Genomic DNA, 18,848 nt, shown 5'->3' on the forward strand with positions numbered 1-18,848 from the left:
GCGCGATGCAGCCCCTCGGCAGTCCCTCGAGGTTGACGTCGTCGTGACGCGGGGCGGCGGGTGCCTCAGCTCGGCAGCATCCCGGTCGGCCGGGACTGGGCGTAGAGGCTCGCCCCCGCATCGGCCCCGACGACCCGCACCAGAGCGGCCTCGTCGCAGGTGCCGGCGATGCGCAGGCCGAGCCGGTGCAGGTGGTCCTTGTCGGTGCAGTAGGCCGCCAGCCGCGCCCGCCCGGTCACCGGCATGCGCGAGACCAGGGCATCCACGTCGTCCTCGCTGGCGCGATGCAGGACGGCCAGCAGCTCGAGCGGGATCGGATAGCGCGCGAACGCCGTGGGCAGCGGGCGGGTCTGAGCTTGCGGCATGGATCACCTCGGTGCGGTCAGCTGCGTCGGATCTTCCGGCCGATATGGTTAGCGATCAGTTAAGCTCCTGCGAATACTCTCCCTGTCTATTGCCGGAGAGGAAGCCGACCACTGTCGCGATCGGATCGAGCTGGGAGATCCGACGACGGGATCCAAGCCAAGTCGCGGGCCAGATCGCAACGGGCAGCAGAACGCAGCGATCAGGATGCAGGCTCCGCTCCCGTTACGGCGTCAGACCTCAGTACGGCGAGGTTGCGCGCCGCGCGATCATACGCACAATGTATGGAGCAATCTTTGATGCAAATGATTGTAGTGGTCGTCCCGCATCGATCGGCGGGCCGGACTGAGCTGTGATGAAGGAAGAGACCAGCACGGACCCCGTCTCCACCGAGGCCGTACGCCGCAGCCTCGACGGCTGCCTGCGCGCGCCCGCGTTCCGACGGTCGCAGAAGCTGGCCGCCTTCCTGAGCTACATCGTCGACGAGGAACTGGCCGGGCGGGGCGAGGCGATCAAGGCCTACACCATCGCCACCCAGGCCCTCGGCCGGGCCGACAGCTTCGATCCGAGCAACGATCCGAGCGTGCGGGTCGAGGCCGGCCGCCTGCGCCGGGTCCTCGACGAGGTCTATGCCGACGAGGGCCGGTTCTGGCCGGTCCGGATCCAGGTGCCGGTCGGTGCCTACCGGCCGAGCTTCGACATCCAGGAATTCCGGCCGAGGGACTTCACGGCCGAGGAGCCCGGGCCGGACGATCCCAGGGCCGCGGATATCGGGCCCGGAGACGTCGCGGCGTCGCCCAGGGCAGGCGCCCGGCCGGCGGGGACGCCGGCGGGTCCGGGCTCGGGGCCCGGGACGACGGCCGGGCTGGCGGCGCGAAACGTCGTCGCCCAGGTCCTGGCGCTGTTCGACACCCGGGGCCAGGCCGTGCTGGCCCTGCTCCTCACGGTCATCGCGCTCCTGCTCGCCGTCGAGGTCGCGCTGCAGATCTACGTCCTGGCGCACGCCTGAGCGCGGCATCCGTCGCGTGCGGTCGCGCGTCGGCTTAGGTCACGCGGGCGAGGGAACCGGATCACGACTTGACCTGTTCAGTGACGTCCATGACGTGACGTACGGGAGATGACCATGCGCAAGATGATCGCCGGCGCGGTGCTGGCCGTGGGTCTGGCCGGCTTCGCCGGAGCCGCCGAGGCGAAGGGTTGCATCAAGGGCGCGGTCGTCGGCGGCATCGCCGGCCACGCGGTCGGCCACACCTTCGCGGGTGCCGCCGCCGGCTGCGCGCTCGGCCGCCACCAGGCCAACAAGCGCCAGCGCGACCGCGACACCGCGGTCCAGCCCGCCACCCGCTGAACGGGGGACGCTTCGCCGCACCGCACCATCGGCATTCGCAGTCTCCGGAGCGGTCCCTCAGGTCAAGCTTGGCCGTAACGGGATCCGAATGCTCGGCGGCTCGTACGGCGGAGCTTATGTGAGACGGCGATGAGCTGTGAGAGCGTCGCCGTCTTATTGCCACATCTCACCGGCTTCTTGCGTCCCAGAGGCGTGGAAACCGGGGCGATACACCATATGAGACGTCGAGCGGACGGATCGGCACAGCGGAGCGGCCTGCGGATGGCGGGAGCGCCGGGAATGGCTCTCTCCGGGACCGTCCTCTCGGGCGACGCCCTGTCGCTCGGCAGCCGCGCCGCCCACGGGGGCGTGCCGGTCATGGCGCGCACGCTGCTCGCGGCCGGGTGCTTCGCCGCGGGCCTGTCCGCCCTGCTGCATCAATACGGCGCCGACCTGATGACCGCCCGCCCGGCCGTCACCATGATGGCCGACCTCCTGGTGATGCCCACTCCCAAGATCCAGACCGTCCCGATCCAGGCCGCCAAGGCCCCGTCGGCGCCCGCCCGCGACGCGGCCACGATGGCCCCCCTGCGCGAGCCGGTCCACGACCTCGACACCGCCCTCGGCTCGTCCGGCGTCGACCGGGTCTCCTACGACGACCTGCTCGCGGCCAGCACCGGGGGCGACCCCAACGAGGTGCTGAGCTTCGGGCCGATGCGGATCCGGCGCCACCTCGTCCAGACCATCGTGCGGGCCGCCGCGACCGTGCGCACCGACCCGGTGCTGCTGATGGCGGTGGCCGACAAGGAATCGAGCTTCCTGACCGAGGTCCAGGCCCGGACCTCGTCCGCCACCGGCCTCTACCAGTTCATCGAGCGCACCTGGCTCCAGGTGATGCGGGAATTCGGCGCCCAGCACGGCTATGCCCGCGAGGCGGGGCTGATCGGCGAGGATAACGGCGTCGCCGATTCCACCGAGCGCGCCCGCATCCTCGACCTGCGCCGCGATCCCTCCCTCTCCGCCCTGATGGCGGGCGAGATGCTGAAGCGCGATGCCGCGCGCATCGCCGCCCGGATCGGCCGCGACCTCACCCTCGGCGAGACCTACCTCGCCCACTTCCTCGGGCCGGACGACGCCGAGCGCTTCATGGCCAAGGTGGTCGAGGAGCCGAAGGCCGAGGCGGCCGCCCTGCTGCCGAAGCCCGCCAAGGCGAACCGCCCGATCTTCTACGAGCGCGTCGGCAAACGGAAGGCCCGCAGCCTCACGGTGGCGCAGGTCCACGACAAGTTCGAGGCGATGATGAGCACCCGCGGCGCCCGCTACCGCGACGTCGGCGCCCTGATGGGCGTGATGGCCTACGCCGCCGATACCCCCTGAGAGCTCGCGAAAAACCTGTCCCGCGAAGCCTTCTTCTGGGGAAACCTCGCCGCGCGTCGAGATTTATCCTCCTGATCGCAACGACGGAATCAGGAGGTGACGATGGGCGCGGCGGGCGCCGGGTGCCGGACGGGCGGCACACCACTCACACCCACCCTCTCCCTCGACGCCCTCGGGGCGGGCCTCGCCGCGGCCTATGACGGCCTGGTGGCCGAATCGGTGCCGGAGCGGCTGAGCGCCCTGCTGCGCCAGCTGGAGGCGCGCGAGGTGGAGACGGCCCGGGAGACCGGCCGCGCGCGGCAGGCCGGCGACGGCGCGGAGGGCGGCCCTCCCGGCGGGATCCCCGCCGGCCGCCTCGCCCTCCTGGTCGGCGACGTGCCCGGCGCGAGCGAGGCCGCCTCGCTCCTGGCCCGCGCGGGCCTCGAGACGATTCGCTGCCTCGATCCCGATGCCGGGCTCGAGGCGTTGCGGGTGAACGGCGGCGAGGTCGCCCTGGTGCTCATTGGCCTGCCGACCGCCCGCGACGGCGCCCTCGACGGGGCGGGGCTCGCCCGCGCGGTGGCGACGCTCTGGCCGACGATCCACCTCGTCGTGGCGCAGCCGCCCCGGCCCGAGGCCCGCGTGCCCGCGACGCAGCTGCCACCGCAGGCGGTGCCGATCGAGCGGGCGCCCGACCTGATCGCCCTCGCCGAGCAGGCGGCGCGCACGCCGCGCCCGCCGGTGGCTTAGCCCGCGGCCGACTCCTTCTCTTCGACGGATTTGCCCCTTCGGCGGATTTGATCGGCACGCCGCTCGTGCCCTACTGTGGAGTGACGGTCGCGCGGCCGAGCGCCGCGCGATCTCCAGGAGGTGGTGGGCCGGCAAAGACCGGCCGGACAGATCGGGGGATCTGGAGATGAAGACGAACGAGCGCGACAGCTACCAGGCCGAGTACGCCGCGACGGCGGGGCAGCAGGCGGCCTTCTTCCGCGAGCAGGCGGAGCGCCACCGCCAGCAGGCCGAGCAGGCGCGGGTCTTCGCCGAACTGAGCCCCGGCGAGGAGAGCCGGGAGCAGAGCCGGCGGGCCGAGAGGCTCGAGACCCTGGGACGCCACGACGACACGATGGCGGCGGCCTTCGAGGCCAGGGCTCGGCGCGGCTGAGTCGCGCGCGCTGGCCGGGAACCGCAGGCTCCTGGTCGCGGATTGGCCGGGGCGGCGAAACTTCGGTCAGCGCCTGCCGATTCTTCGCGCAACCCGCCGCGATGCCGGGGCCTTACCCTGTGTTGTACCGATGGGAACCCCCCATCGGCAGCATCAGGGAGCCAGCACCGTCATGAGGATCCGGACCGGGTACGCGATCACGTTCGACTCCCCGGCCCCGACGCCGATGCTGCTGATGCTCAGCGTGCATCCCTCGCGGCTCGGCGATTGCCTCACCTCGCCGGCGATGCGCTTCGACCCACCGATCTCGGCCCGCGACTATGCCGACCGCTACGGCAACACCTGCACCCGGATCGTCGCCCCGCCCGGGCGGCTCACCGTCTCGGCCGACTTCCTGGTCCAGGACAGCGGCTGGCCCGACGAAGTCGCGCCCGACGCGGTGCAGCACCCGGTGCAGGACCTGCCCGACGACGTGATGGTCTACCTGCTCGGCAGCCGCTACTGCGACACCGACAAACTGTCGAACACCGCCTGGCAGCTGTTCGGCAACACGCCCGAGGGCTGGGCCCGGGTGCAGGCCATCGTCGATTACGTCCACAACCACATCCGCTTCGACTACCAGCGCGCCGACGCGACCCGCTCGGCGCTGGACGGCTTCAACCAGCGCGAGGGCGTGTGCCGCGACTTCGCGCACCTCGCCGTCACCTTCTGCCGCTGCATGAATATCCCGGCGCGCTACTGCACCGGCTATCTCGGCGATATCGGCGTCCCGGCCGTGCCCGATCCGATGGATTTTTCCGCCTGGTTCGAAGTGTATCTGAGCGGGCGCTGGTACACGTTCGACGCGCGCCACAACAGGCCGCGGATCGGCCGCATCGTGATGGCGCGGGGCCGCGACGCCACCGACGTGGCGATCTCGACCAATTTCGGTCCATCGCTGCTCGCCGGCTTCCAGGTCCATACCGACGAGGTGCCCTGAACCGCTCAGAGCGCTTCACGATCGCGCTGCCATCGTGAAGCGCTCTAAGTGTTTGTTTTGCCGCATTTTCTTCGACGAACCGGCATCCACTTCGTCGGACAACGCTCCAGGCCGTCGCTCGGATGCGACCGACCCGGTCAACCGGCCGTGAACCGTTCCACCGGACTCGGTACTCCACCTTCGCCATTAGCGTCGCTTTAACCGGGAACCACTGAGCCGGGACAGCATTGTACAGCAAAGGTAACTGCTGAGGTAAGGCTCCGGCCATGAAGATCTTCGCTACCGCCCTGGCGGGCGCTCTGAGCGTGTGCGTTCTTGCCTCCGCGCCGGCCAAGGCGGCGCCCTACGATCCCTTCGACGCCAATCCCGGCGAGGATTACTACGCCAGCCAGCCCTACGACGCGCCGGGCTACCGCACGCAGGGGTATTACGGTCAGGGACAATCCGCCGGCAGCACCGATCAGGCGCAGGTCGCCCCGATCCCGCGCGAGCTGGTTCCCTTCAACGGCGGCTACGCGCCGGGCACGCTCGTGGTCTCGACCGCCGAGCGCCGGCTCTACCTCGTGCTGGGCGACGGCATGGCCCTGCGCTACGGCGTCGGCGTCGGCCGCCCGGGCTTCACCTGGTCGGGCACGAAGACGATCACCGCCAAGCGCGAGTGGCCGTCCTGGACGCCCCCGAAGGAGATGCTGGCCCGCCGCCCCGACCTGCCGCGCTACATGGCCGGCGGCATCGACAACCCGCTCGGCGCCCGCGCGATGTATATCGGCGGCACCCTCTACCGCATCCACGGCTCGAACGAGCCCGACACGATCGGCCAGGCCGTGTCCTCCGGCTGCATCCGCATGACCAACGACGACGTCACCGACCTGTATTCGCGGGTCAAGGTCGGCGCCAAGGTGGTGGTGCTGAACTGAAGCTCGCCCGAAACGACCGTCAATCCAGGACAGGGCCGCCCCCGGGGGCGGCCCTCTTCGTTCGTCAGGGCGACACGCGGCCCGGGGCCGGCGGCTGCGGCGCGCTGAAGCTCGCCAGCGGCACGTCGCAGAAGCAGCGGGCACCGAGCGGCCGCGGGCCGGGCAGCGGGCAGGAATAGGGCTGGGGCCCGGTGAAGCCGCGCTGCACCGCATCGCAATTGTACCCGACCGCGCGCCGCGGGGCCGGACGCTCGTAGCGGTCGTAGCCGTAGCCGGGGGGCGTGTCCTCCCGGTAGTACTGCGCCTGAGCCGAGCCGGTCAGGACCGCGACCAAAAGCACGGCCGACGACAGGCCGGCGCGAACGAACCCTCGCATCATTGCGTTCCTCTCTGGCGGGGAGTTACCCTGCGTGACGCCGCGAGCCGGGCGCCCCGGCGCCGCTTCGGTAGCCGAACCGCCCCGGCGCGGCAAATCGTGGCCGGTGCGGCCTCCGGGCCGCGCCGCGCGATCGAGCCAAGGGAGATCCGCCGTGACCACCTCGGCCCAGTGGCAGCGCACCCTCGACGCGGTCCTCGAACTCGCGGAGGACATCGCCCGCATCTCGCCCGACTGCGCCGACCGGGCGATGCAGATCGTCCGGCTGATCCGCGCCTGCGACCCGCCGGTGCACCGGTCCGGCGCCGAGGATCTCGACGCCAATGATGGGCTCGACGAGATCGAGGTCGGCATCGGCCCGCTGCACCGCAGCAAGACGTCGGACGTGGTGTGACGGGGTTCGAGGCCTGCGCACGGTCGCTGTCGGACGTGACACACCCATCGTCATTCCGGGCTCCGCTTTCGCGGCCCTGGAATGACCCGGAGGGTATAAACCCGGTCGAGCACACGTGCCCTGGATCCGCCCGGATCGCTCGTGGATACAAAAAAAAGGCCGCGCCCCTCGCGGAGCGCGGCCGAGGCCGTCCTGACAGTCGGCCCGGACGGTGCGTCTTAGGACGCGGCGTCCTTGGCGGCGTTGGTCGCCTGGTCGGTGGCGCTGCGGGCGGCGTCGGTGCCCTTCTGCATCGCCTGGCGGGCCTGCTCGGCACCCTGCTGCATGGCGTTGCGGGCCTGCTCGGCGCCCTGCTGCATCGCCTGCTTGGCGTTCTCGGCGCTCTGCTGCATCGCGCTCTGGGCGAGGCCGCCGAACTCGCGGGCCTGCGTCTGCATGGCGGCGAACTGGCTGCGCACGAACTCGGCCTGGTGCTGCATCGCCTCCTGCACGTCCTTCGAGCGGACGAGCTTCTGGGCGAGGTCGAACGCGGCGTTCACGTTCTGCTCGGCGAAGGAGAAGCCGCGGGTCGAGGTCTCCTGGGCGTTGGTGCGGGCCATCTCGGCCGAGCCCTGGAGGGTGTCGGCGGTCTTGCGCGCCGCGCCGAGGAACGAGTCGAACGCCTTGCGGGCCTGCTCGACGCTCTTCTCCGCGAAGTCCCGCATCTCGGTCGGGATCTCGTAGTTCGGGGTCTGGGTCATGTTCGTCTCCTCGTTGTTTGGCGCGGCCCCCGGCGTGGCACGCTGCGGGCACGGCACTTTTTAGGGGCCCGGCACGTTTGTGCACTGCACAATAGCACGCTTCGGGCGAAATGCCACCTTTTCGAGCGGCATTAAGGTTGACGGCACGATAACGCAGCGACTGCGCATTTCGTGCCGGTGCGGGAAGGGGTCAGTTGGTTTAAAGCAGGACGGGCGGGTCCGGTTCTCGCGACGACCGGTCGGGACCGGCCGTCGTGCCGGGCGCGGCGCGTGGCCGGATGTGGCGTGGCGTTGGGGAGAGGCAGTGGGTCGGGACGTGCTCTTCGAGACGACGATCGAGGCCCTGCGGGCCGTTCCGGCCTTCGGGCAGCGGATCGCCGGTGAGGATCGCGCGGTCCTGCTCCTCGACCGCACGGCGACGCAGCTCCTCTACGCTTCCCCGGCCGCCGCCGGCTTGCGCGAGACGATCGCCGATCCGGACGGGCGGATCGACCCGTCCCTGAGCCTTGCCGGACAGCTGCGCGGTTCCCTGGCCCTGCCCGTCGGGACGGCGCAGCCGCGGCTCGAGCGCCTGCGCCTCGCCGGACGCCTCGCCCCGCCCCTGCTCTGCGCCTGCATGCCCGCCGCGCTGCCGGACGGCGCGCCCGGCCTCGCCGTCGCGATCCTCGATCCCCTGCCCGCGCGCCGCCCTCGCCGGGCACCCGCCGCGACGGCTCCGGCCGCCGCGGATCCGGCGCCCGCCCCCGAGCCTGCACCCGCGGAGCCCGCCCCCCGTCCCGCGCCGGGCCCCGGCCTGCGCTTCCTGTGGCGCAGCGACGCCCGCGGCTGCCTCGTCGAGGTGACGGGGCGGCTGCCGGAGACCGTCGGCGCCTCGCCGGTCGGCCGAAGCTGGGACGAGCTCGTCGCCGGCCCGGTCGAGGCCGAGCCGGCCCTGGTCGAGGCCCTGGCGGAACGGAAGACCTTCCGGGCCGTGCCGGTCCGCTGGCGCATCGCCGGAACCCGGGACGCCGTCATGGTCGACCTCTCGGGGGCGCCCCGCCTCGGGGCCGGCCGTGCCTTCGCGGGCTTCAGCGGCTTCGGCGTCGTCCATCCGGAGCGCGTCGTCCCGGCGGCGGACCGGCCGGAGGCCCCCGAGCCGAAGCCGCCCCGCCCCTCCCTGCGCGAGCGCGCCGCGGCGGTGATCGCCGTCGGGCGCCTGCCCACCGGGGAGCCGGCCCAGGAGACACCATCCCTGGAGACTCCGCCCCGGCCCGAACCGGCCCCGGACGGCCCACGGCCGGAGCCGGGCGCGCCCGACCTCGTCGCCCTCGCCGGGGCGACGATGGGGGAGCTGGCCGGCCTGATGACGGCGCCCTTCGCGCATCTCGGGATGAGCTGGGGCTTCGGCACCAAACCCTCGGGTACGGGCATTCCGTCGGCGGGATCGCCCGACGCGACGGCGCAGGCCGCCCTGCCGGAGCCGGCAGCGCCGCGGGACCAGGCTGACGGCGATCCGTCGCACGATCCGGCTCCCGCCGCGGACACGCCGTCCGAGGATCCGCCCCGAGCCGCCGAGCCCCGAGCCTCCGAGCCCCTGGCCGCTGACCCCCCCGCCGCCGGGCCGCCGTCGGAGGAGCGTCCGGGCGCCGCCGCCCTCTCCCTCAACGAGCACGCGGCGTTCCGGGAGATCGCCCGGGCGCTCGGTGCGCGCTTCGCCGGCGATCCGGAGGGTGCCGCGCCCGCCTCGGCTCCGGTGCCGCATGCTGCGCCGGCGCGCGGCGCCGTGACGCCGTTCCGGGGCGCGCAGGCGCTCGCCCGGCAGCCCGAGCGCGGCGCCGAGGTGGCGCTCGCCCGCCTCGTCGAGCGACTGCCGGTCGGGCTCCTGGTCCATCGCGGCGACGAGGTGCTGCTCGCCAACCGCCAGATCCTGGCCCTGGCGGATTACGACAGCCCCGAGGCCCTGGCGGCGGCCGGCGGCCCGGGGGCGATCTTTCGCGGCCGCGACCCCTCGGCCGCCTCCCCCGGCCCTAATGAGGGCGCGCCGGTCGCCCTCGCCACCCGAACCGGCGGCAGCGTGCCGGTCGGCGTCAGCGTCGGGGTGATCGAGTGGGACGGCACGCCCGCGAGCCTGCTCACCATCCGGCGCCTGCCCGATACCGATCCGGTCCAGTCGCTGGCGGCGGCCGAAATCCATCTCGCCCATCGCGACGCCAACCTGCGCGAGACGACCGCGATCCTCGACGCGGTCACCGACGGGGTGGTGGTGCTCGACGAGGAGGGCCGCATCGTCCGGATGAACCGCGGCGCGCGCGACCTCCTCGGCGCCGATCCGCGCGAGGTCGCGGGCGAGCCCCTGATCGGCCTGTTCTCCCCCGAGAGCCGGCCGGCGGCCCAGGCCGCCCTGCTGCGGGCGAGTGCCGGCGCTACCGCGACGACCGGCGACGAGGTGATGGCGCGGGGGCCGGACGGCCCGTTGCCCCTCATCCTCACCCTGGCGCCGGTAGCGAGCGGACCGCCGCGCCGCGTCGCCGCGGTGCTGCGCGACGTCTCGGCCTCCCGCCGCACGGAGGCCGAGCTGGTGCGCGCCCGGCGCGAGGCCGAGCGGGCCAGCGCCCAGAAATCCGATTTTTTGGCCACGATCAGCCACGAGGTCCGCACGCCGCTCAACGCCATCATCGGCTTCGCCGAGGTGATGCTGGAGGAGCAGTTCGGCCCCGTCGGCAGCGACCGCTACCGCGACTACCTGCGCGACATCCGGGCCTCCGGCGAGCACGTGGTCAGCCTGGTCAACGACCTGCTCGACCTCGCCAAGATCGAGGCCGGCCACCTCGACCTCGCCTTCGCCGGCCTGTCCCTCAACGACCTCGTGGCCGCGTCGGTCGCCCTGATGCAGCCCCAGGCCGCCCGGCAGCGGGTGGTGATGCGCACGAGCTTCTCCCCCGGCCTGCCGGCGGTGCTGGCCGACCAGCGCAGCTTGCGCCAGGCCGCCCTCAACGTGATCTCGAACGCGATCAAGTTCACCGATGCCGGCGGGCAGGTCATCGTCTCGACGGCGGCGACCGACCGGGGCGGCGTGGCGCTGCGGGTGCGCGACACCGGCATCGGCATGGGCCCGGAGGAGATCGAGACGGCCTTGCAGCCGTTCCGCCAGATCGCCACGGCGCAGCGCCGCGGCGGCGGCACGGGTCTGGGCCTGCCGCTGACCAAGGCCCTCGTCGAGGCGAACCGCGCCAGCTTGCGGATCACCAGCCGCCCGGGCGAGGGCACGCTGGTCGAGGTGCTGTTTCCGGCCGGGCGCGTGCTCGAATCCTGAGCTATCGCCCGGGCGGTCCCGGGCGTAGGCTCCTGCCCGTTCACGCCCCGTCAGGACCCGGCCATGTCGCCCCGCCCCGCCGCCATCGCCGCCCTTCTCTTACTTGTCGCCGGCCCGGCCGCGGCGGCCGACGTCCTGCCGCTGACCGTGCTCACCGAGCGCACCGGCCCGATGGCCGGCGCTGGCACCTCCCTGGCGAACGGACTCACCGACTACCTCGCCATGCTCGGCCGGCGCGACGGCGGCGTCGGCGGCACCCCTCTCGCGGTCGAGGAATGCGAGACCGGGGGCGAGGCGGCGCGAGCGCTCGCCTGCTACGAGGCGGCGGTCGCCCGCGGCAGCATCGCGCTGGTGCCCGGCAGCGCCGACGCGGCCCTGGCGCTGCTGCCGCGCCTCGCCGCCGACCGGATGCCGCTCGTCGCCGCCGGCTACGGCCCGGCCGCGATGGCGCGGGGCGACGTCCTGCCCTGGGCCTTCGCGCCGCCGGCCACGGTCTGGGATTCGCTGAGCGCGGCGCTCGCGCATGTCGCGCAGGGCGGCAGCGAGGACAGCCCGCAGGGCCGCAGCGTAGCCTATATCCATCGCGACAGCCCGGCGGGCCGCGAGCCGGAGCCGGTGCTGCGGGCGCTGGCCGCCGAGGCCGGCCTCGCCTTCCGCGCCTACGCCCTGCCGGACGGCGCCGAGGAGGGCGCGGGCCCCTGGCGCGCGGTCCGGGCCGCGGATCCCGACTTCGTGATCCTCGACGCCACCGCCGGCCTCGCCGGCACCCCGTTGCGCGACGCGGCCGCCGCGGGGCTGCCCCTCAACCGCGTCGTCACGGTGGGCTGGACCGGCGAGGACGACCTGCTGCGGCCGGCCGCCGGCGCCCGCGACCTCACCGCCAAGGGCCTGCGCACCGTGACCTGGCACGCGCCGGGCGACAGCTTCCCGGCCTTCGACCAGATCGACCTCCTGGTGATCGATGCCGGGCTGTCGCGCACGCCCAAGGAGGAGAATGCCGGCCCGCTCTACAACCGCGGCGTCTATGCCGGAGTGATCCTGGCCGAGGGCATCCGCAACGCGCAGGCGCTCGCCGGGACGCGGACGATCGACGGGTCCGCGATGCGCCGCGGGCTGGAGGCCATCAACCTCGATCCCGTGCGCTGGAAGGAGCTCGGCCTCGTCGGCTTCGCCCGCCGCCTGCGCCTGTCCTGCGCCGACCATAGCGGGCGCCGCCCGCTCACCGTGCAGGAATGGACCGGCGCCCGCTGGATACAGGTCGGCGACGAGATCTCAGCCCCGCGCGAGCGGATCGCGCCCCATCTCGACGCCGCGGTGGCGGCCCTGGCCGAGCGCGTCGCCACCGAGACCGGCACCGCCGGCGCGAAACCCCGGGAAGCCTGCTCGGCCGGGCCCTGAACGAAGTCTTCGCAAGATTGTTGCATTGCAGCAATTCGCCGATCCTGTTCCGATTGGTTTCCGCGCACCACTCCGGACGTCTCTCCGGGCGCGGAATTCTACACTTCGGACCTTGCGTCAGTCGATTATCCTTGGGACACTCGCCGGAAGCGGAGAGAAAATGCCGGAATGGTGCGGTGCGGGGCTGTACCCCGGCCGTGCATTCTCCTAGTCCGGGCGCGGCGCGCGGCCCCAGGCGGCCCGCTCGCGCCCCGCCATCGCTCACCCCTGGGAGGAGACAGACCCCGCGATGACCAGCACCGCCCAGAGCCGGCCCGCGGCCGCCGACGGCCTCGCCTCGCAAGACCCGACCATCGCGGCCTACGACAACAAGGCCCGCATCAAGGCCATCATCGGCTCCTCGTCGGGCAACCTCGTCGAGTGGTACGATTTCTACGCCTACGCCTTCACGGCGATCTACTTCAAGGACGTGTTCTTCCCGGGCTCCGACCCGACGGTGCAGCTCATCAACACCGCGGCGGTGTTCGCGATCGGCTTCCTGATGCGGCCGATCGGCGGCTGGCTGTTCGGCCGCGTCGCCGACCGCTACGGCCGCAAGACCTCGATGCTGATCTCCGTGATGATGATGTGCGCCGGCTCGCTCGTCATCGCGATCCTGCCGACCTACGGCCAGATCGGCATCTTCGCCCCGATCCTGCTGCTGCTCGCCCGCATGGCGCAGGGGCTGTCGGTCGGCGGCGAGTACGGCACCTCGGCGACCTACATGAGCGAGGTGGCGCTGAAGGGGAAGCGCGGCTTCTACGGCTCGTTCCAGTACGTCACGCTGATCGGCGGCCAGCTCCTGGCCTCGCTCGTCGTGGTGCTGGTGACGCTGACCCTCGACGACAAGGCGATGATCGCCTGGGGCTGGCGCATCCCGTTCTTCATCGGGGCCGCCGCCGCCGTGGTCGCGCTCTACCTGCGGCGCTCGCTGCACGAGACCTCGACCGCCGCGACCCGCACCTCGCGCGAGGCCGGCAGCATGGCGTCGATCTGGCGCAACCACCGCCGCGCCTTCGTCACCGTGCTCGGCTACACCGCCGGCGGCTCGCTGATCTTCTATACCTTCACCACGTACATGCAGAAGTACCTGGTGAACACCACCCACATGGACAAGAAGACCGCCAACCTGGTGATGACGGCGGTGCTGTTCACCTACATGGTGGCGCAGCCGTTCTTCGGCATGTTCGCCGACAAGTTCGGCCGCAAGACCGCGATGCTGCTGTTCGGTGGGCTCACCACGCTGCTGACGGTGCCGCTGCTGCACGCGATCGCCGACGCCAAGAGCCCGTTCGTCGCCTATCTGCTGATCACCGCGGCGCTGATGTGCGTCTCGTTCTACACCTCGATCAGCGGGCTCGTGAAAGCCGAGATGTTCCCGGCCGAGGTGCGGGCGCTCGGCGTCGGCCTGTCCTACGCCATCGCCAACGCGATCTTCGGCGGCTCGGCCGAGTTCGTCGCCCTGACCTTCAAGGAGGCCGGCTACGAGACCACCTTCTACTGGTACGTGACGGCGATGTGCGCCGTGGCGTTCCTGGTCTCGCTGCAGATGCCCGACAGCCGCCGCTCCGGCTATCTCCAGGGCGACGGGACGGCGTAAGTCCAATCCTACGGAGTACGTGGACCGGGAGATCTTCCACGTTTCCACGTCCACAGGGTCATCCCGGGGCCGCGCAGCGGAGCCCGGGATCCAGAACCGCAAGTGGTGAAGAACAAGGCGGCGTGCGTTCCGCTTCATCCTGAACAACCTGAGTGTCTGGATTCCGGGCTCCGCTGCGCGGCCCCGGAATGACCAGGAGGGTGTTGATCAGGTCGCGACCAGCAAAAGAAGGGCCGGCGCATCCACCGATGCGCCGGCCCTTCTTCCGTCAGGCGAAGAGGCGCTCCTTCTCGAGCCCCTTGTACAGGTCGGCGACCTGGGCGCCGTAGCCGTTGTAGATCAGCGTCGGCACCCGTTCGTCGGTGCCCAGCACCCGCTCGCTCGCCTGGCTCCAGCGCGGATGCGGCACGGCCGGGTTCACGTTGGCCCAGAACCCGTATTCCGAGGCCTGCAGGCCCTCCCAGAAGGTCTTGGGCCGCTCCGCCGTGAAGGTGATGCGATTGATCGACTTCACCGACTTGAAGCCGTACTTCCACGGCACGGCGAGCCGCAAAGGCGCGCCGAACTGGTTGAGCAGCGGCTTGCCGTAGACGCCCGTCACCATGAAGGCGAGCTCGTTGTTGGCCTCGGCCAGCGTCAGGCCTTCGGTGTAGGGCCAGGGATAGAAGAACGCCCGCTGGCCCGGCGCCATCGCCTTGTCCATGAAGGTCTGCATCTGGATGTACTTGGCGTCGCCGGTGGGCTTGGCCAGCGCCACCAGGGCGGCGAGCGGGAAGCCGGTCCACGGCACCGCCATCGACCACGCCTCGACGCAGCGGTGGCGGTAGAGCCGCTCCTCCAGCGCCATCTTGCGCACCAGGTCCTCGAAGCCGATCTCGAACGGCTTCTCGACGAGGCCGTCGACCTTGATCGTCCAGGGCTGGACCTTCAGGGCGTTGGAGCCCGGGGTGACGGTCTTGTTGGTGCCGTACTCGTAGAAATTGTTGTAGTCGGCGCTGTAGCGCTCCGCCGTCAGCGGACGGTCGAGGGTGTAGGCCGGGTTCTGCTTGGCCGGGTAGAGATCGGCGGTCTTCACCGCGCCGGTCCCCTCCCCCGGCACGGCGGCCAGCGCCGGCCCGCCGGCCAGCGAGGCAGCGGCCAGGCCGAGGCTGCCGCCGAGGAGCGCCCGGCGGTCGAGGAAGATCGATTCGGGCGTGGCGAGGCGCTCGGGCATCTCCCAGTCGCGCTTGACCTTGATGTGCATGGTTCGCCCCTTGAAGGCCGTGTCCCGGAGGACGAAAATCTCGGACGGCAGAGTCTCGTAGCGGAGATCGGGGCGAATGCCCGGCAGCGCAAGTCACGGTTCGGCGAGGGAACTGCCGCGGGCGCGATCACGTGTGGGCGGCTTTGGCCCGGGCGGAGACAGCGACCCGTCCGCGTGCGATAGAACCTGATGCCCGCCAAGAAGCCGAAACAAACCGCCTTCACGGTCGCCGTCTCGGCCGCCGATACCGGGTCCGCCGCCCCGGGCCTGCGGGTCTACGTCGCCATGGCGACCGACCCGCTCGCCGCCGTGGCGGCCGTGCAGGCGGTGGCACCGGAGGCGGCGGTGGAGCTGAGCGGCACCCTCTCGGACCGCCTCGCGGCGCGGCTGAAGCTGCGCCCGGGGGAGGTGCGGCCGATCTGACAGCCTCTTTGATCGGTTGCGTCGTTCATTCCACCACGTATTTCACCATCTCTCGACGTCATCCCGGGGCTCGCCGCAAGGCGAGAACCCGGGATCCATACCCGCTGAGGATGCCGGATCAGGCGGTGCGCGTTCCGACCCCTTCTGGAGCGTCAGCGGTTATGGATCCCGGGTTCCGCTCTCGCGGCCCCGGGATGACGAGGAGGGTTTCAACACTGTCGAGAAGCCGAACAGACTCTCAGGATGATGCCTCGGGTGGGATGACGAATTTCGGTGCTTGAGCGATCCTGCATCGGCGAACGTGCAGGCTTGCAGGCTCCCGTGTAGTCTCGGGCCCTCCGCCCACCGGCCATGAGGAATGTCGCCGGCATGCGCCGACCCAGAGGATGGACTCTCGCCAGCCTCGCCCTCGCGGCGGCGTTGCTCCTCGGCACCGCCGCCGCGCAAGGCATCCCATCGCAAGGGATCCCACCCGCCGAGCGTCACTCCGGCTTCGACCAGATGGCGCCCGAGACCCGGGCGATGCAAGCCGACGACACCGCCAATCCGGGCATGCTCTGGGTCCAGGACGGGGCGGAGCTCTTCGCCCGGGCGCCCTCCCCCGAAAGGCCCGCCTGCGCCGGGTGCCACACGGAATCCGCGATGCGCGGCGTCGCCGGCCGCTACCCGGCCTGGGACGAGGGCGCGGGCCAGCCGGTCGACCTCGAAGGCCGGATCAACCTCTGCCGTGCCCGCCACCAGGCCGCGACGCCGCTGCCGCGGGAGGGCCGCGATCTCCTCGCGCTCTCCGCCTATCTCGGCCACCTCTCCCGCGGGCGGCCGCTGGCGCCACCGGACGATCCCCGCCTCGCGCCGGCCCGGGCCGAGGGGCGGGCCCTGTTCGAGACGCCGATGGGCCAGCTCGGCTTCTCCTGCGCCGCCTGCCACGACGCGCAGTGGGGCCGGCGCCTCGGCGCGAGCACGATCCCGCAGGGGCACCCGACCGGCTACCCGCTCTACCGGCTCGAATGGCAGGATCTCGGCTCGCTGGAACGGCGCCTGCGCAACTGCCTCACCGGGATGCGGGCCGAGCCGCTCACCCCCGGCTCGGCGGAGGCGGTGGCGCTGACCCTCTACCTGATGCAGCGCGCCGCGCCCCTCGCCGTGGAGACGCCGGCCGTGCGTCCGTGACGGTGGCGGGGCGAGGGCCCGCCGCGTATCCTGGCCCCTTCGGGAGGGCGAACATGGCGCAAGACCACCATGACCACGGCCATCACGGCCACGATCACCATGACCACGACCACCCGCACGGCAGCGAGTTGTCGCCGATGGACCTGCGGGTGCGGGCCCTCGAATCGATCCTGGTCGAGAAGGGCTACGTCGATCCGGCCGCCCTCGACGTGCTGATCGAGACCTACGAGACCAAGGTCGGGCCGCATAACGGCGCCCGGGTGGTGGCGCGGGCCTGGGTCGATCCGGCCTTCAAGGCACGGCTCCTCCAGGACGGCAGCGCGGCGATGCGCGAGCTCGATGTCGGCGGGCGCGGCGGCGAGCACATGGTGGTGGTCGAGAACACGCCCGACGAGCACAACCTCGTCGTCTGTACCCTGTGCTCCTGCTATCCCTGGCCGGTGCTCGGCCTGCCGCCGGTCTGGTACAAGTCGCCGCCCTACCGCTCCCGCGCCGTCATCGACCCGCGCGGCGTGCTCGCCGAGTTCGGCACGAGCCTGCCGCCCGAGACGCGGATCCGGGTGTGGGATTCGACCGCGGAGCTGCGCTACATGGTGCTGCCGATGCGGCCTCCCGGCACCGAGGGTCTCGACGAGGCGGCGCTGGCCGACCTCGTCACCCGCGATGCGATGATCGGCACCGGGCTCCCCGCGAGCCCCGGCCAGGGGGCAGGCGCATGAACGGCGGACAGGATCTCGGCGGCATGCAGGGCTTCGGCCCGCTGGGTCTCAAGGCGGACGAGCCCCGGTTCCACGCTCCCTGGGAGCGGCGGGTCTTCGCCCTGGCAATGGCGATGGGGGCGACCGGCACCTGGAACCTCGATGCCAGCCGCGCCGCCCGCGAATCGCTGCCGCCCGGCGAGTACCTGACCTCCAGCTACTACCGGATCTGGTTCCGGGCCCTGGAGAAGCAGGTGCAGCAGCACGGCCTCGTCGAGGCCGGCGAGCTCGCGGCCGGCGCCGCGCTGGCGCCGCCCGCCCCGGTCGCCCGGGTGCTCCAGGCCGAGGAGGTGGAGCCGCTCTTTTCCCGCGGCTTCCCGAGCGACCGCCCGGCGGCGAATCCCGCCCGCTTCGCCCCCGGCGACGAGGTGCGGGCCAAGGTGATCCACCCGGCCGGCCATACCCGCCTGCCGCGCTACGTCCGCGGACGCACCGGCACGGTCGAGCGGGTCCATGGCGGCTTCGTCTTTCCGGATTCCAACGCCGCCTTCGCCGGCGAGGCGCCGCAATGGCTCTACACCGTGCGCTTCTCGGGACTGGAGCTGTGGGGCGAGGACGCGGATCCGGGGCTCACCGTCTCGGTCAACGCCTTCGAGAGCTACCTCGAACCAGCCAGGGGCGGCGCATGAACGTCCCGCACCCGAGCCGTCCGCCCGAGCCCCCGGTCTTCGCCGCCCCCTGGGAGGCACAGACCTTCGCGCTGGTGGTGTCGCTGCACGATGCCGGCCTGTTCACCTGGGGCGAGTGGGCGCAGGCCCTCGGCCGGGCCGGCGACCGCGTCGCGGATTACGCGCTGTGGCTCGAGACCATCGAGGCGCTGCTCGCCGAGCGCGGCCTGACCAGCGCGGCGGCCCTGGAGGCGCGCCGCGCCGCCTTCGCGCGGGCGGCGGCGGCCACGCCGCACGGGGAGCCGATTCGGCTGGAGAACGATCCGGGGCCGGCCTGAGACCTGCAACCCACGGAACTCACCCTCTCCGCGTCATGTATGGACGGCCCCCGTTTCGCAAGGGTTTGTGAGCATCGGTTTGAGCCAGTCGGTTCAGGAGCAGTCATGTATCCGGCCTCTGATGCCGTCGTGCCGCCGCGGTTGATGCGACGAGGACGACGGCGGGCCACCAAGGGGTGCGCACAAGCGTTCCTTGCGAAGAACCAGGCTCCCAACATCCCGACGCGCTGTGACGCGCGATGACGTGGCGGAGTGTCCTGGTCCCAGGTCCCTCATCCTGCTCTGGCCTTGGCCGTGCTTACAGCTCCTTGCTCACCGAAGGTCGCGTCCCGCCGCTCCTCAAGCGGCGGCGGGACGCGACCGGC

20 protein-coding genes are annotated in these 18,848 nt (G+C 71.9%); 16 read left to right on the forward strand and 4 right to left on the reverse strand.

Annotation, left to right across the window (positions count from 1 at the left end):
* Positions 1-65 precede the first annotated feature (65 nt).
* Positions 66-365: a hypothetical protein gene (locus BM430_RS19410; RefSeq protein WP_093568888.1), complete on the reverse strand. Its 300-nt coding sequence runs from the start codon at positions 363-365 to the stop codon at positions 66-68.
* 353 nt (positions 366-718) lie between these two features.
* Here BM430_RS19410 and BM430_RS19415 point away from each other — a divergent pair, with 353 nt between their 5' ends.
* The 7 genes from BM430_RS19415 to BM430_RS19445 all read left to right on the forward strand — a co-directional run bounded on the left by BM430_RS19415 (position 719) and on the right by BM430_RS19445 (position 6,104).
* Positions 719-1,372, forward strand: coding sequence for a hypothetical protein (locus BM430_RS19415; protein ID WP_093568889.1), 654 nt, complete (start codon positions 719-721; stop codon positions 1,370-1,372).
* A gap of 114 nt (positions 1,373-1,486) precedes the next feature.
* Positions 1,487-1,711 carry a hypothetical protein gene (locus BM430_RS19420; RefSeq protein WP_093568890.1) on the forward strand — a complete coding sequence of 75 codons (225 nt, stop codon included), beginning with the start codon at positions 1,487-1,489 and terminating at the stop codon, positions 1,709-1,711.
* Positions 1,712-1,927: 216 nt separating this feature from the next.
* Positions 1,928-3,067 carry a transglycosylase SLT domain-containing protein gene (locus BM430_RS19425; protein ID WP_093568891.1) on the forward strand — a complete coding sequence of 380 codons (1,140 nt, stop codon included), beginning with the start codon at positions 1,928-1,930 and terminating at the stop codon, positions 3,065-3,067.
* Positions 3,068-3,169: 102 nt separating this feature from the next.
* Entirely contained in the window at positions 3,170-3,796 is a 627-nt protein-coding gene (locus BM430_RS19430; protein WP_093568892.1) for a NepR family anti-sigma factor, read from the forward strand.
* 166 nt (positions 3,797-3,962) lie between these two features.
* The gene (locus tag BM430_RS19435; RefSeq protein ID WP_093568893.1) at positions 3,963-4,208 is read left to right on the forward strand and encodes a hypothetical protein; all 246 of its coding nucleotides are present in this window, start codon (positions 3,963-3,965) and stop codon (positions 4,206-4,208) included.
* 172 nt (positions 4,209-4,380) lie between these two features.
* Positions 4,381-5,187 carry a transglutaminase-like domain-containing protein gene (locus BM430_RS19440; protein ID WP_093568894.1) on the forward strand — a complete coding sequence of 269 codons (807 nt, stop codon included), beginning with the start codon at positions 4,381-4,383 and terminating at the stop codon, positions 5,185-5,187.
* Positions 5,188-5,453: 266 nt separating this feature from the next.
* Positions 5,454-6,104: a L,D-transpeptidase gene (locus BM430_RS19445; protein WP_093568895.1), complete on the forward strand. Its 651-nt coding sequence runs from the start codon at positions 5,454-5,456 to the stop codon at positions 6,102-6,104.
* 64 nt (positions 6,105-6,168) lie between these two features.
* Here BM430_RS19445 and BM430_RS19450 read toward each other — a convergent pair whose 3' ends face one another.
* Positions 6,169-6,480 carry a hypothetical protein gene (locus BM430_RS19450; RefSeq protein ID WP_093568921.1) on the reverse strand — a complete coding sequence of 104 codons (312 nt, stop codon included), beginning with the start codon at positions 6,478-6,480 and terminating at the stop codon, positions 6,169-6,171.
* 154 nt (positions 6,481-6,634) lie between these two features.
* Here BM430_RS19450 and BM430_RS19455 point away from each other — a divergent pair, with 154 nt between their 5' ends.
* Positions 6,635-6,874, forward strand: coding sequence for a hypothetical protein (locus tag BM430_RS19455; protein WP_093568896.1), 240 nt, complete (start codon positions 6,635-6,637; stop codon positions 6,872-6,874).
* Positions 6,875-7,092: 218 nt separating this feature from the next.
* On the opposite strand, the gene BM430_RS19460 is transcribed toward BM430_RS19455, so the two are convergent.
* Positions 7,093-7,614, reverse strand: coding sequence for a phasin (locus BM430_RS19460; protein ID WP_093568897.1), 522 nt, complete (start codon positions 7,612-7,614; stop codon positions 7,093-7,095).
* Between the two features lie 304 nt (positions 7,615-7,918).
* On the opposite strand from BM430_RS19460, the gene BM430_RS19465 reads away from it, so the two are divergent.
* From BM430_RS19465 to BM430_RS19475, 3 genes are all read left to right on the forward strand, one after another.
* Positions 7,919-10,906: a PAS domain-containing sensor histidine kinase gene (locus BM430_RS19465; RefSeq protein WP_093568898.1), complete on the forward strand. Its 2,988-nt coding sequence runs from the start codon at positions 7,919-7,921 to the stop codon at positions 10,904-10,906.
* Positions 10,907-10,969: 63 nt separating this feature from the next.
* Complete coding sequence (locus tag BM430_RS19470) at positions 10,970-12,304, forward strand: ABC transporter substrate-binding protein (RefSeq protein WP_093568899.1); 1,335 nt, start codon at positions 10,970-10,972, stop codon at positions 12,302-12,304.
* Between the two features lie 289 nt (positions 12,305-12,593).
* Entirely contained in the window at positions 12,594-13,943 is a 1,350-nt protein-coding gene (locus tag BM430_RS19475) for an MFS family transporter (protein WP_093568900.1), read from the forward strand.
* A gap of 268 nt (positions 13,944-14,211) precedes the next feature.
* Here BM430_RS19475 and msrP read toward each other — a convergent pair whose 3' ends face one another.
* On the reverse strand, positions 14,212-15,186 hold the full coding sequence (msrP, locus tag BM430_RS19480) for a protein-methionine-sulfoxide reductase catalytic subunit MsrP (protein WP_093568901.1): 975 nt from the start codon (positions 15,184-15,186) through the stop codon (positions 14,212-14,214).
* A gap of 189 nt (positions 15,187-15,375) precedes the next feature.
* Here msrP and BM430_RS19485 point away from each other — a divergent pair, with 189 nt between their 5' ends.
* From BM430_RS19485 to BM430_RS19505, 5 genes are all read left to right on the forward strand, one after another.
* Positions 15,376-15,609, forward strand: a complete 234-nt coding sequence (locus tag BM430_RS19485; RefSeq protein ID WP_093568902.1) for a hypothetical protein — start codon at positions 15,376-15,378, stop codon at positions 15,607-15,609.
* A gap of 369 nt (positions 15,610-15,978) precedes the next feature.
* Positions 15,979-16,779 carry a sulfur oxidation c-type cytochrome SoxA gene (soxA, locus tag BM430_RS19490; protein WP_093568903.1) on the forward strand — a complete coding sequence of 267 codons (801 nt, stop codon included), beginning with the start codon at positions 15,979-15,981 and terminating at the stop codon, positions 16,777-16,779.
* 53 nt (positions 16,780-16,832) lie between these two features.
* Positions 16,833-17,498, forward strand: coding sequence for a nitrile hydratase subunit alpha (nthA, locus tag BM430_RS19495; RefSeq protein ID WP_093568904.1), 666 nt, complete (start codon positions 16,833-16,835; stop codon positions 17,496-17,498).
* On the forward strand, positions 17,495-18,166 hold the full coding sequence (gene nthB, locus BM430_RS19500; RefSeq protein ID WP_093568905.1) for a nitrile hydratase subunit beta: 672 nt from the start codon (positions 17,495-17,497) through the stop codon (positions 18,164-18,166). The genes nthA and nthB overlap by 4 nt, the downstream gene beginning before the upstream one ends.
* Positions 18,163-18,483 carry a nitrile hydratase accessory protein gene (locus BM430_RS19505; protein WP_093568906.1) on the forward strand — a complete coding sequence of 107 codons (321 nt, stop codon included), beginning with the start codon at positions 18,163-18,165 and terminating at the stop codon, positions 18,481-18,483. The genes nthB and BM430_RS19505 overlap by 4 nt, the downstream gene beginning before the upstream one ends.
* Positions 18,484-18,848: the final 365 nt, after the last annotated feature.

It is taken from the genome of Methylobacterium sp. 174MFSha1.1, from assembly GCF_900116815.1.
Taxonomy (GTDB): domain Bacteria; phylum Pseudomonadota; class Alphaproteobacteria; order Rhizobiales; family Beijerinckiaceae; genus Methylobacterium.